Source organism: Haladaptatus ordinarius, assembly GCF_054177595.1.
Genome location: NZ_JBPEHH010000009.1, coordinates 1 through 15,209, shown reverse-complemented (window position 1 = coordinate 15,209; position 15,209 = coordinate 1). Strand labels below are relative to the sequence as shown.

The following is a 15,209-nucleotide window of genomic DNA, read 5'->3' as shown; positions in this document are numbered from 1 at the left end:
TCACGCTCGGCGAAGGGTCGTTCGGTTCGCCGGTTCGTCAGTCTGCGTCGCCCCGGGTTTCGGACGTGTCCGTTCGCACGCGGTTCGAGTCGTCACGCGCATCCACGCGAACTATCCTCCCCCGCCCGAATCGTCTTCGGGTCGCGGTAGCGCGACGAACGACACCTTCTCGATGGAGAAGGGGTCGTACACCGACTGGTGGCACGGACAGTAGATTTCGTTGGCAGCGTTGAACTTCGCGCTACCCGGGTCGCCTTTGAACAGCGGGACGCAACAGAAGTGCGTGCATTTGTCCATGATGGCGACGAACCCTTCTTCCGTGCTGGCTTGCAACCACTCGTTTTGATTCGCCATCTCCGCGATCCGGGTGCTCCGGATTATCTGGACAGGAATCGTCCCACTCGGGGGCACGTCCTGTGAACGCCACGTCGCCGTGGCCGGTTTGCCGAGTCCCGATTCGCCGATGCCGTTCCCCCACGTCTGATAGTCGTCGAAATCTGCGACGTTCACCCTGTCGCCACCCGAAACCTCCTCCGATTGCCACTCGTACTGCGAAGAGGACGTGTACCGAAAGAAGTTGTCCTGGTCCGCGTCCGGTTTGACGCCGGGGTACGTCTGGACGCCGCAATACTGGAACCACTCCGAGCTGTAGGTGACGCCACCGAGTTGCTGTTGTGCGACGGTTATCGTCCGTCCTTCCTGTTGTTCCTCTTGCACGTTCGGCCAGACCCCTCGTAGGTCGCCGTTGTCGTCGATTTCGACCGGAATCTGGGGCATCGCTCTCGGTGCAGGGCCAGCAGTGTTCTCGACGCCAAAGTACTGGACGATACCGCCACCCGCTCCCGACGGTGCCGTCGCTGTGTTCAACATCGCTGCCGTTCCCGTGCCGATACCTGCCAATGTCGCGCTTCCGACGACTCCTTTGACGAAACGACGGCGAGACGTTTCTTCCGGATACTTATCCGCCTCTGACATACATGTGTTCTCCCGCGCTCCCTGCGGTGCAGTGGGAAACTGGACGCAGTCAGCGCAATCGCTGTCGCTAGGGACCCATCGTTCTTTGTTATTCGCGGACCCATCCGATGGACCGGGTAGCTTACTTCGAACCGCCACCACGAAATCACACGTTTCCTGCGCGTCACACGCCACTCGACTCACGCTGGTCGTCGGTCGTCTCGGAACCCACCGTGATAGCGGCGTACTCACCCATCGTAATTGCCTTTGTGACACGAACCCCACCTTAGCGCCGCTATACCTCCGATTTACTTACTTTCGCGCCCAGTAAAGATATATGTGTCCTGGTTCGATACCGTACCTGTATGAGTGGTAGTTCGCCGAAACGAATCTCGACGGGCGTGCCCGGGTTAGACGAGATACTTAGAGACGGTCTCATTCCGGGCCGCAGTTATCTCGTTCGCGGCGACCCCGGTACCGGAAAGACGATACTCGGGATGAACTATCTCACTGCCGGCGTGGGGGCGGGGGAGACGGTGTTGTTCGTGAATCTAGAGGAGTCCGAAGCGGACATCCGGACGAACGCGGCGACACTCGGTGTCGACCTCTCTGACGTGCACTTTCTCGATTTGAGCCCCGATTCCGACGTGTTCGTCGACGACCAGTCCTACGACATCTTCGCGCCCAGCGAGGTCGAACAGGAACCGCTCACGCAGGCGATTACCGACCGCGTCGAAGCGATTCATCCGGACCGCGTCTTCATCGACCCCCTCACGAAACTTCGCCATCTCACCTCCGACGATTACCAGTTTCGAAAGCAGGTCATCGCGTTCATGCGCTATCTGAAAGAACAGGGCGCGACGATTTTGCTCACCTCCGAGCACTCCGCTCACTCTCCGGACGACGACCTCCAGTACATGACCGACGGCACCATCGAACTGAGACACGGCGAGATGGGCCGAACCATCAACGTCCCGAAGTTCCGAGGGTCGTCCATCCACGAAGGCCACCACTCGATGCGAATCGGAGAGGGTGGTATCGCCGTCTATCCGGAACTCACACCGAACGGTTCGAGTCGGGAGTTCGTTCCCGAATCGATACCGTCCGGCGTCCCCGAAATCGACGACTTGCTTCACGGCGGCCTGGAACGGGGGACGGTCACGGTTATCAGCGGCCCGACCGGCGTCGGCAAGACGACGGCGGGGACCCAGTTCATGAAGGCGGCGGCAGAACGCGGCGAAAACTCGCTCATCTACATGTTCGAAGAGAGTCGCAAGACGTTCATGCAGCGAACCGGGGCCGTCGATATCCCCGTTCGAGAGATGATCGAAGAGGGTGCGCTGTCGGTCAAGGAGGTCGAACCCCTGGACCTCTCCGCTATGGAGTTCGCGCGCAACGTTCGGCGAGAGGTCGAGGAAAACGACATCAGTATCGTCATGATAGACGGTCTTCAGGGGTACAAACTATCCGTGCGCGGGAAAGACGAGGAGATGCTCGTTCGCAAACTCCACACACTCTCGCGCTATCTGAAGGACATGGGCGTCACCGTCATCCTCGTGGACGAGGTCGACACCGTTACCGGCGAGTTTAGGGCCACCGAGGCGGGTATCAGCTATCTCGCCGACAACATCGTCTTTCTTCGGCATCTCGAAATCGAAGGTGAGATGCGCAAAGCGATCGGCGTCCTGAAGATGCGGACGAGCAATTTCGAGCGGACGCTTCGGGAGTTCCGCATCACCGACCAGGGAATCGAAGTCGGCGAACCCCTGACCGGTCTCCGTGGTGTCCTCTCGGGGTCGCCCGAATGGACCGTCTCGCGTGACGAACTATACGATGACTGAACGGTCGCTCGTCCTCGCGCTGAGCAAGAATCAGCGAAACCTCCAACTCCTCGCCGACCTGGTACGCGAGGAGGGGTGTGAGACGTACGTCGCGTCGACTGTCGAGGAGTTCGACGGCGTCCTGCGGCGGCGAGACGACGTCGCTATCGCGGTCCTCGACACCGAAGGGTTCACCGAGGACCTCTGGAAACGATGTGAGTATCTCCAGACGCGGGACGTTTCGACCGTCGTTCTCACCGGTTCGACCCCCGCACACCTTCGGCGCGAGGCAGTGAGTCGCGGTGTCCGCTCTATCCTCGAAAAGCCGGTCGAACGGGCCGACCTCCGGGCGACGATTCGCGGGATGCTCGACGAAGACTGACCGTCTCACGTCTGACTCGGCGGGTTTCCTGCCGAGGCCTTCGATACACACCCGGAACTGTCATGATTCCTTATATAGCTGCCCAGTCACAGGTGACGAATTACCTCTCTGCAATATGTTCTATCACGCAGAAGTTAGTATATAGAAAGCGATAATTCGACGGACAGCTCCGGACGACTCGAAACCGACGACTGGACTCCTCGTACTCTTCCTCGTCGGATTGGTGTTCGTCGTGGCCCTCGCTCCGGCGGTCGCTCGCGTCCCGACGAACTCGGGAACGTCGAGCACCGTCTCGGGCACTGTCGTCGGTCCCGACGGCGACCCGTTGACGGGTGGCTTCGTCTGGCAATTCGACTACGATACGGATCGTCCGACGGTCACCGACGAGAACGGTTCGTTCGCGGTGACGGGCAACGGAACCATCGCGTTCACCCAGCGAACGACTGACCACTACTGGGAGCGAGACGGCGTCACTGATATGTATGCCATAGGTCAATTATCGGAAAATATTTCAAAAATCACTGTTCCGGTAGGTCACGTCCTCGACGCGAGTGGACGACCCGTCTCCGGCGCGAACGTTTCGATACGCGACTACGACGCCGACTCCGACGCTTCGGTCAGCACTCTCGGCGAAACCGACCCGAACGGTTTCTACCGCGCCCACGACGCTCCGTTCGCCGGAATCGAAGTCGCCGGAAACGTGTCCGTCGTCGTCCAACCGGCACTGACCGACCTGCGGTTCGTTCAGCGTCGGTACCGCTACGCCATCACCGTGACCAACGAGACGACGCTGACGATTCGACTGGACGAGTGGAGAGAGACCATCGACGTGTCCAGCGAACTGACTGGCCACGACGATGCACCAGCGTCCGGAACGGTCTGCATCCGAACCGGGCGGGTCTTCACGTCGTCGGACCAGCCGGACTCTCGGCTCGAAAATCGCTCCTTTTCGCTGAACGATTCCGGCGAGTTCGAGACCACGGTACCCTTCGACGACCGAATGACGGGGTCGACTTTTCACTGGCTCACCTTCTCGCAGGACGGCCTCCCTCGAGACGGTGTCTCCGACCTATTCGCGATCGAATAGTTCGAGGCGACAGAATCGCACCACTTCGCGCGCCGATTGCCCCCTGCTTACGCTACGAACGTCACGGTCCGCGACGACGACGGGACGCCGGTTTCGAACGCGAGCGTCACGGTCGTCCACCGGAGTCCGACGGGCGCGACGACGAACGCGACGTTCCGAACCGACGCCGACGGCACCCTCGTCGCCGGAGGGACGCCGGGTCTCGAACTCACTGGGAAGGTGACCGTTCGGGTCCACCATCCCGATACGAACCGCTTTTCCGGCGGCGAGGTTCGTGACCTCGACGTCCGCGGTCCGACCGACGTGACGGTCTCGCTCTCCGAAGCCCCCCCCCGAGGTGGCCGGGGTCACCGTTCCCACTACTGCGGAACTCGGCGACACCGTTTCGCTCGGCGCGAATGCAAGCGGTGCGATAACCGAGTTCCGGTGGGACTTCGACGGCGATGGCATCACCGACGCGACGACCACTGGGTCGAATGCGACGCACGTGTACGACGAATCCGGAACGTTCACGCCGACCGTGACGGCTATGGACGACGACGGTGCGTCGGCGAGCACCCACGCGACGATTTCGGTATCGGACACGCGGGCACCCGTCGCCGACCTCTCGGGCCCGACGACGACCGCCGTCGGTGTGCCTGCGACCTTCGACGCCGGGGGGACGACCGACGCGGGTGGCGTGGTTCGCTACGTCTGGGAGTTCGAGGACGGGACGACGGTCGAGACGGAGACTTCCACCGTCTCACACGCGTTCGAGTCGGTCGGGTCGCACACGGTACGCGTTATCGCGTTCGACGGCGCGGGGAACGCCGACGCCGTGACGATGGACGTGTCCGTGACCGAAACCCCCGCCATTTGGGCGGGGAGCGACAGGTGGTTCGTAAACGAGAGCGAAGCGACGCTCTCGTACGCCGTGGCGAACGCAGACGGTGCGACCGCGGAGTACGCCATCGACGGCGGCGCGTGGCGGCCGGCGTCCTCCCCGCTTTCCGTCACCGGTCTCGATTCCGGAAATCACTCGGTGGCGTTCCGACTGGTGAACGAATCCGGCCCCCTCCCCCACGAGTCGGCGTCCGACGTGGCGACGCTGACGGTCGACACCGACCCGCCGGAACTCGCCGTCGAGGCGACTCGGGCAGACGTCCGTCCCGGCACGCCCCTGCGCGTGACCGTCACTGACACCGCCATTTCCGATGTTTTCTACCGGACGAACCGAAGCGAGAGCGGCCGCCTCGATTTCGCAGACGTACGAGGGTCCGCGACCGTCGCCCTCGACACCTCGAGGTGGGCCGGGAGGCCGACCGAACTCGTCGTCACCGCACGCGACAGGGCTGGGAACGTCAGACGAGAACGCGTCGGGTTCGATTTCACCCCCGACCTCGAAATCGAATCGTTCCGGCCTGCGAACGGTACGCAGGTTTCGAACGTCGTCGTCTCGGCGACGTTCGCCCGAGGAACCGCGTCGTTGTTCGTCAACGGTGAGCGCGTCTCCGAGGAGGTGTCCGGAACCTCCCTCGAAGCACCGCTGTCCGACCTCGCCCCGGCAATCACACGGCACGTCTCGTGGTCGCCGCCGCGGGCCACGAGGTTTCCGCGACCCGGACGTTCGAAGTCGTCGCAGGTGACGGAAACGACCGAACGGGCGGCGGCGGTGGCGGTGGCGGCGGTGGCGGATTAAGCGAGCCGATCGTCGACGTCGTGGCTGGCGACGACGGCGTGGCGGTCGACCTGCTCAACGGACGCGACGGGGTGACGGCGTGGGCCGACCTCGGTGACGAGAGCGCGGCCAGTGTTCGGTTCACGCGGTTCGGCGTCACGTTCGACCAGAACGACGCCAGTACCGCACTCACGCTGGCCGCACGGACGCCGACGGAGCGTTCCCCATCGAGTGCGCTCGCGGTTCTCGACGTCGAGAAGCGATACGTCAGAACCGGTGACGTGGCATCGGCGTCGATTCGGTTCTCGCTCGCGCCCGGTGGGCTCCCGGCGGATGCGACGCTCTCCGACGTAGTGCTCTTGCAACGACGGACCGGTGACTGGCGACGGGTTTCCACTTCACGGAACGGCCGGAACTTCTCTGCGACCGTGTCCGACCTCTCGTCTGTCGTCGTCGCGGTCGACCGAGACGACCCGAACACCTCGGAATCGAACGCCGGAAATGCGCCGCCTGCCGATACCGGCCAGGACGACTCCGGCGAGACGACCGACTCGAGCGTCCAAACGCCGCACACTCGAACCACCGCCGACACCACTCCGACCGATCGAACGTCGCCGACACCTGCCACGCAGACTGTGAGAAGCGACGGCCAACTGGGATTCGGATTCCTCGTCGCCGTCGCCGCCTTCGTCGTTCTCGTCCACAAGAGACAACGACTTTAACCCTCTCGTCACATCCTTCGGCAATGCGAATCGAGAACAGTTTCATTCCCGTCCGCGGCGTGGGCGAGAAGACGGAACAGAAACTGTGGCGCAACGGTATCACCCACTGGGACGAGTTCGACCCCTCGTTCGTCGGCAGTACGACCGCCGACCGTATCGAGTCGTTCATCGCCACCGCGAGCGAGCACCTGGACGACGGAAACTCGCGGTTTTTCGCCTCTGAGTTCCCGAGCAGCGAGAGTTGGCGACTCTACGAGAACTTCCGCCCGAACACCTGCTTTTTCGACATCGAGACGACCGGCCTGAGCCACTACTCCAGCGTCGTCACCACGGTCAGTCTCCACCGCGGCGGCGAGACGAAGACGCTCGTTCGCGGCGACGACCTCACGCGAGATGCGCTCCAGCGCGAACTAGGGAAATCCGACCTGCTCGTCTCGTTCAACGGCAAGCGGTTCGACCAACCCTTCCTCGAACACGAGTTCGACCTGTCACTCGACGTCCCGCACGTCGATCTGATGTACCCCTGCAAGCGCCTCGGTCTGACCGGCGGCCTGAGTTCGGTCGAGTCGGACCTCGGCATCAGTCGCGGCGGGATGGACATCAGCGGCGAGGACGCGGTTCGGCTCTGGCACCAGTACGAGGCTGGCGACGAGGACGCACTCGAGACGCTCGTCCGGTACAACCAGTACGACACGCAGAATCTAGAGACCATCCTCGACCGGGTCAGTGACACGCTCCACGAGAACGTGTTCGCCCGTCATCTGCCCTGAGTCGATTCGCTCACCCCTGTTTTTCGGGTATCCACGCGCCTTCGAGCCCTAGTGCGAGAGAGAGAAACGCGACGAAGAACGTTGCAGCCATAGGAGGCTATCTCCTCCCGCTATCTCGACGGCGACGGCCGTGAGGGTCACGCGACGACGGCGAGAAAGAAGACGACGAGGTTCAATCGAAGTCGGAGGGCTGGTTCGTTCGTATCACCACTACGAAATCGGACACGTCACTCTGTCAGTTCGACGCCACGACCGCCCACGTCCGCCACGGCACGAATCGGCGCACCGTCCGCATCGCCGACCGAGAGCGGGAACGCGTACAGCCTGCACCGCTCCGGCAACCCATCGAGATCGGTCAGATTCTCTACGACGAGGCGGTCGTCTCCGAGAAGCGCGTGGTGGGCGGGAACGCCCTGGGGTTCGTCCTCGCGGGCATTTTCGCTCGGCGTGGGGTCGACGCTGAGGGCGTCGACGGCGACGTGATAGCCGTGGTCGGCACACCACGTGGCGGCGTCGGCAGTGAGATAGGGGTGGTCGAAGTACGCGTCCGTCCCCCAGTGGGCGTCCCAGCCGGTGTGGAACACGAGCAGGTCGGCGTCGGTCGGTTCGGGCAACCGGTCGGGCTCGATAGATTCGCGGGCGTCCGACTCGGTGCAGTCGAGCAACTGTGCGTCGAACGCGAAGGTCTCGACGGCGAACGAGTCGAGCGTCTTCCCGTCGGGTTCGGTGTGGCAGGGAGCGTCGACGTGCGTTCCACTGTGGGTGCCGAACTCGAGTCGAGCGACTCGATAGCCCTCTCCCTCGTGGGTCGCGTGCGGTGTGACTTCGACCGTCGGGTCGCCGGGATACACCGTCGTCGCCGAGTCCAGCGGGTGTGATAGGTCACGGTACATCTCGTCTTTCGTTCTCGTGTCTCACACAAAGGCTCGCTGGTCGAAGTCGACGTCCTATTCGATGGTTGTTATACCTCGCCAACGAACATCATTCGTTCTCCGATAGAGATTTAATTCCGTAGTTGAAAATACCATCACTACGAATGACCGACTCCTCATTACGGCGGATTTCGACGGGGACAGCGGGCCTCGACGAGGTTTTACGCGGTGGATTCATCGAAAAACGCAGCTACCTCGTTCGCGGCGACCCCGGCACCGGCAAGACGATACTCGGAATGAACTATCTCACCGCCGGCGTGGGGGCAGGGGAGACGATGCTGTTCGTGAATCTAGAGGAGTCCGAAGCGGACATCCGGGCGAACGCGGCGACGCTCGATATCGACCTCTCGGACGTGCACTTTCTCGATTTGAGTCCCGACTCTGACGTGTTCGTCGACGACCAGTCCTACGACATCTTCACGCCGAGCGAGGTTGAACAGGAACCGCTCACGCAGGCGATTACCGACCGCGTCGAATCGCTCAACCCCGACCGCGTCTTCATCGACCCACTGACTCGGTTGCGTTATCTTACCTCGGACGAGTATCAGTTCCGGAAACAGGTCATCGCGTTCATGCATTATCTCAAAGAGCAGGGCGCGACGATTCTGTTCACGTCACAACACAGCGAGGAGTCCTCGGACGACGACCTCCAGTACATGACCGACGGCACCATCGAACTCGAACACTCCTCGCACGGACGTACCATCCGCGTCCCGAAGTTCCGGGGGTCGTCCGTCCACGAAGGAACACACTCGATGCGTATCGAAGCGGGTGGCATTTCGGTCTCTCCCGAACTCGCCCTCGACGAGACCACTCGACCGTTCGACATCGAATCCATCCCTGCGGGCGTCGCCGGGGTGGATGACCTGCTCCACGGTGGTCTGGAACGGGGGACGGTCACGGTTATCAGCGGCCCGACCGGCGTCGGCAAGACGACGACGGGAACCCAGGTCATGAAGGCGGCGGCAGAACGCGGCGAGAACTCGGTCATCTACATGTTCGAAGAGAGCCGCGATACCTTCTTCGAACGGAGTGAAAACGTCGACATTCCGGTGGGCCGGATGGAAGAGCAAGGGTCACTCACTGTCGAAGAAATCGAACCGCTCGACCTCTCTGCGACCGAGTTCGCCGCCAGGGTCCGTCGAGAGGTCGAGGAGAACGGTACGAGCATCGTCATGATAGACGGAATCGATGGGTACAACCTCTCACTTCAAACCGACGACGGCGACGGGTTGGTTCGGAAACTCCACGTCCTCGGTCGATATCTGAAGTCGATGGGCGTCACCGTCATCCTCGTGGACGAAATCGACGCCGTCACCGGCGAGTTCCGGGCCACCGAGGCGGGTATCAGCTACCTCACCGACAACATCGTCTTCCTTCGACATCTCGAAACGGCGGGTGAGATGCGCAAAGCGATCGGCGTCCTGAAAAAGCGGACGAGCGATTTCGAGCGGACGCTTCGAGAGTTCCGCATCACCGACCAGGGAATCGAAGTCGGCGAACCCCTGACCGAACTCAGTGGTATCCTCTCTGGGTCTCCCGAGTGGGTACGGGAGCCAACGGAGTCGACCGATGAGTGACGCCGCACTCATCCTCGCGCTCGGGAAAAAAGAGCGCAACCTCGAACTGCTCGCTGGCCTGCTCCAGGAGGGAGGCTACGACGTCGAGATAGCGACGAGCATGGGTGAGTTCGATACCCTCCTCGGCCGACGGGACGACGTCGCTCTTGCAGTCCTCGACGTGGACGGGTTCACCGAGGACATCTGGAAGCGGTGCGAGCAGTTGAACGACCGCGACATCTCGATACTCGTTCTCGCTGCGGAGATTCCACCGCCGATGCGCCAGAAAGCCGTCAGTCGCGGCGCGCAGACACTGCTCGAAAAGCCGGTCGACAAAGCGGACTTGCAGGCGACGATTCGTGGCCTGATGGAGTACATCCGAATGCATCGGTGAGTTCGACGACGGTGAGCGAGGCTTGCACCTCGATGGCTTTCTGAACCGAGTCCAGACGTCGTCACGAATCTTTCTGTCGCACCATCGCTACCCGACTACTCGACTGATCATCAGCGCTTCCCGGTAATTTGCGAGCGCCAGAAGTACTATCCCACCGAGTAAGACGAACCACTCACCTCGTGAGAGGTGCCAGTCACGCGGCGACCGGACTCGTTCGAACTCCTCGCGCCATCGCGGACCCGACTGCTGGTGCCAGAGCATCAGTTCGCGGGTGGCGACGGCGACTGCGACGTACGCGGTCAACTCGAAGATGCCGCTCCGACCGAGAAGAACCGAGAGCGAGGGAGCCAACCGACCGGCCTCGATGGCGAGGGAGTTCGTCCCCCAGGTGATGGCACCCTGCACCCAGACGATGGCGACGGTGACGTAACCCGCAGGGGTTCGAACCGAGCGGAAGGTGTTCGACGCTGCGATTATCAGGCACGCACTCAGGTTGATGGCGAATATCATCGCGAACTCTCGCCACACTGTTCCTGCGTACTCGGGAAGGACGGTCGCCTTGTTCGTCGGTCTGAGTAGACCCTCCGGAAGGAGGTAATAGCCGACGAACCACGTAGTCATGAACAACGTCAGCATGACGACCCAGAGGGCGACGAATCTGACGAAGACGTTCTCGTCGTTGATGTAATCACCGAGCGGTCCAACTGCCGTGCGTCGTGTCGTCGTCGATTCTGTCATCTTTCTCATTACTCCGTCGTTCGTCTGTCTTTCTCTCCGACGGAATTCCGTCGGACGACACCTTCGTCACTTACGTCACGTCGTTGATGACCGTTCACATCGCGTGCTTTCTATCCCCTTCTCTCCCAGCCGGTTTCGTCTGCAGGCGGGAAAGTATCCCGCCTAGGAGGACGCCGACGAGCAGTCCCGTTCCGGCACCGAGGACGATTCCGCCGCCGACGTTGGCCGAGAGAACCCACGCCGCGACGAGACCGACACCACTTCCGACGACGAGACCGACGCTTGCTCCGAGAACGACGCCGTTCGGTGATTCGCCACGCAGCAGGCGACGGTCTACGAAGGCTCCTGTGAGTAACCCGACCAGCACCCCGGCACCTGCACCGAAGACGATGCCGTAGGTGATTTCCACGTTCACCAACACTGCGACGAGAATTCCGAGGAAGGCTCCGCTTCCGACGCCAATCCCGATGCCTGCGCCAGCCGAGTTTCGGTCGTTCCGTTGATTCATACGATGTCGTTGGTCGTCCACACTCATGGCAACGTACTCTGATTCTCACGTCCCGAGAGTCGCCAGGGATGCCAGTAAGTCGTCGACCGACTCCTGTTCGAACCCATCTTGGTAGGAGACAGGTCGTCCGGAATCTGCGCCGGCCATCACAGGCGGTATCGGCAGTGCTGGTCTCCGATCGTTTACCCGGGGATTCGTCACTCCCGTGCGGGAGTCGGGAGCTAGTTCGTCGCTTCTCGCCGCTGGCCCGGTCGTGCTCCTCGGTCTCGTCGCCGGAATCGCCTCCGAGATACTATCGGCCGAACGCTCGCTGAACGACCCGGCACGTCCTCCCGAAAGCGATCGGTGGGGCGTCGAGTCGCTGGCATCCGACGTTCAGTTTTTGGGACCGCTGCTCAGAAGTTGAGACCAGTCGTCTCAATGCATACGGTACGAGTTGCTATTGAACGCCCCTGAGGCCACTGAACGGCCGGGAGAGAAAATCCCCATCGCAAGGGGCGTCAGGTTTGCATTTAGAATTCCACAGAGGAATCCATCGATGATGACGAGTGGGGAGGGTTGTACTCTCGCTCGAGAGCCACATCATCCCCGAATTCCCGCGAAGACGGCGAGCGCGCCGCCGGTGGCCTCCGGCGTCCCAAACTGCCGGTTCAGGCGGGAGGATAGAACTGCCGACCCGACGATCAGTAACAGCCCCCAGGTGAAGAACACGAGTCCGATTTGGAGCGCGCCGAGACCGAGGATGAGCGGAGTGTAGGCGAGTAACGTGAAAAAGCTGAAGGTGTAGAGGAGGATGTAATTGCTCACGCTGAATAAATTTATAAATTCTTTCTATTTTATGATCTGAGCTTGAGGTGGAACATTTATATTCTATCGTTAAAAACACGACATTCGTTATGCCCACTGAAACGTACGGAATCATCAGTCTACTCCCAGCGCTCTTTGCAATCGTTTTGACGCTGGTAAGCCGGCAGGTACTCCTCTCATTGTTCACCGGAATCTGGATTGGTGCTACCATATTGATGGGCTGGAATCCCGTTGCGGGGGCAGCACACTCCCTCCAGTTGGTCATCGACAACGTGACTGCATCATTCAATAGTAAACTCCTCCTCTTCACCTTCCTTTCGGGCGCAATGCTCGGGATGATCTTCCTTTCCGGGGGTATGAACGCACTCGCCAGACGTATCATCGCTCGTATCAAGACGCGGAAACAGGCTGCGTTAGGAACGAGCGTCCTAGGAATGCTCATCTTCGTTGATTCCTATGCAAGCACGATGATTACGGGGTCAGTGATGCGTCCAATCACCGACAAGTTCGACATCAGTCGCGAGAAGCTCGCATACTTGCTCGATTCGACTACCTCACCCGTCGTGAGCGTTGCCGTCGTTTCGACGTGGGTCGGCTTTGAAGTCGGTCTTATCAGAGAGCAGTTTACGTCACTCGGTATCGACCAAAGTGCCTTTGTGGTGTTCCTCCAGAGCATCCCGTTTAGGTTCTACAGCCTACTCGCTGTTGTACTCGTATTCATCCTCGTTCTGATGGACTGGGATTTCGGCCCGATGAAGCGCGCCGAGCGCCGCGCGAAAGAAGATGGAAAGGTTCTCAGTGACGATGCCGACCCCCTCCTTGAGACGCGCGAGGAGGACATCGTTACGCCGGACCACGTCGATTCACGCTGGTGGTACTTCGCGGCGCCCATCGTGGTACTTGTCGCCGTCACTGGCTTCGGACTGCTTTACTCTGGCGGATGGCCCTCGAAGACCCCCATCGAGGCGCTGAAGGGCGCAGCCACCGCCGACGCTATCCTCTGGGGCGTTTTCTCGGCGTGCGCTCTGTTGCTCGCTATTCTCGTGGGACACGCCCGCGTCGAACTCGAAGCCGTGAGCGACGCCATTTTCGAGGGATTTAAAATGGTGATGTTCCCTGTGGCCGTGCTCTCGCTCGCGTGGACCATTGGTTCAGTTAGTGAAGCACTTGGCGTCGGTCCCTATGTCGTCAGCGTTGCTGAGGGTATCATCACCCCCGAACTCCTCCCCGCGGTTGTATTCCTCGCTGCGACCATTATTTCGTTCTCTATCGGCACCTCATGGGGAACGATGGGAATCATGTTTCCTGTCGCAGTTCCCCTTGCGTACCAACTTGGCGCGCCGCTGCCAGGAGCTATCGGAGCGATCCTCACCGGTTCGCTGTTCGGTGATCACTGTTCGCCCATTAGCGACACCACAGTCCTCTCGTCGATGTTCGCTGGGTCTGATCATGTCGATCACGTGAACACGCAGATCCCGTATGCAATACTCTGCGGTACCGTTGCAACAGGACTATTCCTCGCGAGCGGTTTCGGCGTCGGTCCGATTGTTCTCCTTGGGATCGGTGTTATTGGCCTCTTCGCTGCCGCGTACTATCTCTCCCAGCATTCCGACTTGAGTGTTGGTACCGCGTTCGGATCTTCGTCAGACTAACCGGAACGAATCCTCTATTTCGTATTTGGTTGCGTCTCGCATTCTATTAGGATGTAACCAATTTATTGAAAATATATTGAAACTATCGAATACGAACAGTCGCCTGTTTTAACGGCAAACACTGCTCTCACGTTGTTGAAGTGGACTGGAATCGGCTAGGAACCGTGTTTCAAGGCAATGAATGCTGGATGAGCAGCGGCAGCTCTGGTTCAAACCATCGCTAATTCGCGAAAGAGTTAGAATAGTAATCAGAAATGGCTCCTGAGAGTCAGTTTGAAGCGCTTGCAGAAGGATGGATTGGCTGAAATTGTGCATTCTGGCCCCTCTATACCTGCTGTAGTCTCATCTTCACAGGTTCGGAGGATGTCGAAAATACAAACGAAATGGAGGTGAAGACCGGTGTTTCGCGGCTGAGGTGAGTGTGGGCTCGACAGGATCAGTGCACCGATTGGGTGGAGAGTCGTAGTATCCGAAGAGATGGAGTGACAAAGCGGGACTCGGGAGGGAGTTGTCACTCCCGAGTCCCGCGGTCTGGGCGGTCTCTCACCGATCAGTCGGGCGGCGCGAGGCAGAAGCCGACGAGTTCGACGATTTCGCCGGCTCGGAGTGGCGGCCTTGCGCCGAGGTCGACGGCAAGCGCCTCACGAAGCAGAAGGTTCGTGAGGCGCCAGATGTTGTACATAACGACGCCTAACACGAAGTACAGGAGCCGTACGCGGTAATCTGTCGAGGCTGTAGCGGGGAGGAAGTGGTGCTTGATTGTCTTATACTCGCTTTCAATCTGCCACCGACTGCTGTACTGAGCGGTGAGTCCCATTGCCTGGTCGGGTGTTACGTCGCGATTCGTCGTGAAGACGGCGTACGTTCCGTCTTTCTCGGTCGACGGAACGTACATGAAACTGAGCTCGTGTGACCGGCCATCCACGGAGAGTGTCACCGCTCGCTCGACGGCAACGTCGGCGAGCGGGTGCGCTTCTAGCTTCTCGATCTGGTCGAGATCGGCGGCGTAGACTGGTTTGGGAATGAGATAAGTGATGTCGTGGCGGTCGATCACGTCCCGGACTTCCAGGGAGTCGAACTCACGGTCGGCGAACAGTTTGTGGATCTTGACGTGTTGTTCAGCCTGCGCCAGCAACCGCCGGACGAGGTCGGCTTTCGAGTGACTCTCGATCTGGGAGGCGTCGCCTTCCCAGGCCGACGCCTCCCGAACAGGTTCGATCCCGAGGA

The 15,209-nt window shown here is 60.6% G+C and carries 17 protein-coding genes; 10 read left to right on the top strand and 7 right to left on the bottom strand.

Going from position 1 to position 15,209, the window contains the following annotated elements:
- Positions 1–111: 111 nt before the first annotated feature.
- Entirely contained in the window at positions 112–975 is an 864-nt protein-coding gene (locus ACR3FF_RS05315) for a QcrA and Rieske domain-containing protein (RefSeq protein ID WP_458186701.1), read from the bottom strand.
- A 344-nt stretch (positions 976–1,319) separates the two neighbouring features.
- Here ACR3FF_RS05315 and ACR3FF_RS05310 point away from each other — a divergent pair, with 344 nt between their 5' ends.
- The 3 genes from ACR3FF_RS05310 to ACR3FF_RS05300 all read left to right on the top strand — a co-directional run bounded on the left by ACR3FF_RS05310 (position 1,320) and on the right by ACR3FF_RS05300 (position 4,243).
- Positions 1,320–2,795, top strand: coding sequence for an ATPase domain-containing protein (locus ACR3FF_RS05310; protein ID WP_458186699.1), 1,476 nt, complete (start codon positions 1,320–1,322; stop codon positions 2,793–2,795).
- On the top strand, positions 2,788–3,156 hold the full coding sequence (locus ACR3FF_RS05305; RefSeq protein WP_458186697.1) for a response regulator: 369 nt from the start codon (positions 2,788–2,790) through the stop codon (positions 3,154–3,156). Before ACR3FF_RS05310 ends, ACR3FF_RS05305 begins: the two co-directional genes overlap by 8 nt.
- Before the next feature lie 232 nt (positions 3,157–3,388).
- Positions 3,389–4,243, top strand: a complete 855-nt coding sequence (locus ACR3FF_RS05300) for a carboxypeptidase-like regulatory domain-containing protein (RefSeq protein WP_458186695.1) — start codon at positions 3,389–3,391, stop codon at positions 4,241–4,243.
- Here the strand turns inward: ACR3FF_RS05300 and ACR3FF_RS05295 are convergent.
- Positions 4,226–4,594, bottom strand: a complete 369-nt coding sequence (locus ACR3FF_RS05295) for a hypothetical protein (protein WP_458186693.1) — start codon at positions 4,592–4,594, stop codon at positions 4,226–4,228. The two genes, ACR3FF_RS05300 and ACR3FF_RS05295, sit on opposite strands and share 18 nt — an antisense overlap.
- On the opposite strand from ACR3FF_RS05295, the gene ACR3FF_RS05290 reads away from it, so the two are divergent.
- From ACR3FF_RS05290 to ACR3FF_RS05280, 3 genes are read left to right on the top strand one after another with little or no spacing between them, the layout of a single operon-like run.
- Positions 4,581–5,921 carry a PKD domain-containing protein gene (locus ACR3FF_RS05290; protein WP_458186691.1) on the top strand — a complete coding sequence of 447 codons (1,341 nt, stop codon included), beginning with the start codon at positions 4,581–4,583 and terminating at the stop codon, positions 5,919–5,921. The genes ACR3FF_RS05295 and ACR3FF_RS05290 overlap by 14 nt on opposite strands.
- Positions 5,807–6,622 carry a hypothetical protein gene (locus ACR3FF_RS05285; RefSeq protein ID WP_458186689.1) on the top strand — a complete coding sequence of 272 codons (816 nt, stop codon included), beginning with the start codon at positions 5,807–5,809 and terminating at the stop codon, positions 6,620–6,622. Before ACR3FF_RS05290 ends, ACR3FF_RS05285 begins: the two co-directional genes overlap by 115 nt.
- Before the next feature lie 23 nt (positions 6,623–6,645).
- Positions 6,646–7,392 (top strand): ribonuclease H-like domain-containing protein, encoded by a 747-nt coding sequence (locus tag ACR3FF_RS05280; protein ID WP_458186688.1) that lies wholly within the window; start codon positions 6,646–6,648, stop codon positions 7,390–7,392.
- A 227-nt stretch (positions 7,393–7,619) separates the two neighbouring features.
- Here the strand turns inward: ACR3FF_RS05280 and ACR3FF_RS05275 are convergent, their stop codons facing one another.
- Positions 7,620–8,285 carry a cyclase family protein gene (locus ACR3FF_RS05275; RefSeq protein ID WP_458186687.1) on the bottom strand — a complete coding sequence of 222 codons (666 nt, stop codon included), beginning with the start codon at positions 8,283–8,285 and terminating at the stop codon, positions 7,620–7,622.
- A 143-nt stretch (positions 8,286–8,428) separates the two neighbouring features.
- Here ACR3FF_RS05275 and ACR3FF_RS05270 point away from each other — a divergent pair, with 143 nt between their 5' ends.
- Together ACR3FF_RS05270 and ACR3FF_RS05265 are read left to right on the top strand one after the other, a co-directional pair.
- Complete coding sequence (locus tag ACR3FF_RS05270; protein ID WP_458186686.1) at positions 8,429–9,904, top strand: ATPase domain-containing protein; 1,476 nt, start codon at positions 8,429–8,431, stop codon at positions 9,902–9,904.
- On the top strand, positions 9,897–10,277 hold the full coding sequence (locus tag ACR3FF_RS05265) for a response regulator (protein ID WP_458186684.1): 381 nt from the start codon (positions 9,897–9,899) through the stop codon (positions 10,275–10,277). The genes ACR3FF_RS05270 and ACR3FF_RS05265 overlap by 8 nt, the downstream gene beginning before the upstream one ends.
- 87 nt (positions 10,278–10,364) lie before the next feature.
- Here ACR3FF_RS05265 and ACR3FF_RS05260 read toward each other — a convergent pair whose 3' ends face one another.
- Positions 10,365–11,015, bottom strand: coding sequence for a hypothetical protein (locus ACR3FF_RS05260; protein ID WP_458186683.1), 651 nt, complete (start codon positions 11,013–11,015; stop codon positions 10,365–10,367).
- A 94-nt stretch (positions 11,016–11,109) separates the two neighbouring features.
- Positions 11,110–11,523 (bottom strand): hypothetical protein, encoded by a 414-nt coding sequence (locus ACR3FF_RS05255; protein WP_458186681.1) that lies wholly within the window; start codon positions 11,521–11,523, stop codon positions 11,110–11,112.
- A 205-nt stretch (positions 11,524–11,728) separates the two neighbouring features.
- Between ACR3FF_RS05255 and ACR3FF_RS05250 the strand changes: the two genes are divergently transcribed.
- On the top strand, positions 11,729–11,929 hold the full coding sequence (locus ACR3FF_RS05250) for a hypothetical protein (RefSeq protein ID WP_458186679.1): 201 nt from the start codon (positions 11,729–11,731) through the stop codon (positions 11,927–11,929).
- A gap of 176 nt (positions 11,930–12,105) precedes the next feature.
- Here ACR3FF_RS05250 and ACR3FF_RS05245 read toward each other — a convergent pair whose 3' ends face one another.
- Positions 12,106–12,330: a hypothetical protein gene (locus tag ACR3FF_RS05245; RefSeq protein ID WP_458186677.1), complete on the bottom strand. Its 225-nt coding sequence runs from the start codon at positions 12,328–12,330 to the stop codon at positions 12,106–12,108.
- An 89-nt stretch (positions 12,331–12,419) separates the two neighbouring features.
- Here ACR3FF_RS05245 and ACR3FF_RS05240 point away from each other — a divergent pair, with 89 nt between their 5' ends.
- A complete protein-coding gene (locus ACR3FF_RS05240) occupies positions 12,420–13,982 on the top strand; it encodes a Na+/H+ antiporter NhaC family protein (protein WP_458186675.1) in 1,563 nt (520 codons plus the stop codon).
- Between the two features lie 550 nt (positions 13,983–14,532).
- Here the strand turns inward: ACR3FF_RS05240 and ACR3FF_RS05235 are convergent.
- Positions 14,533–15,209 (bottom strand): transposase (locus ACR3FF_RS05235; RefSeq protein ID WP_458186674.1); only part of this gene is annotated, 677 nt, incomplete at its 5' end.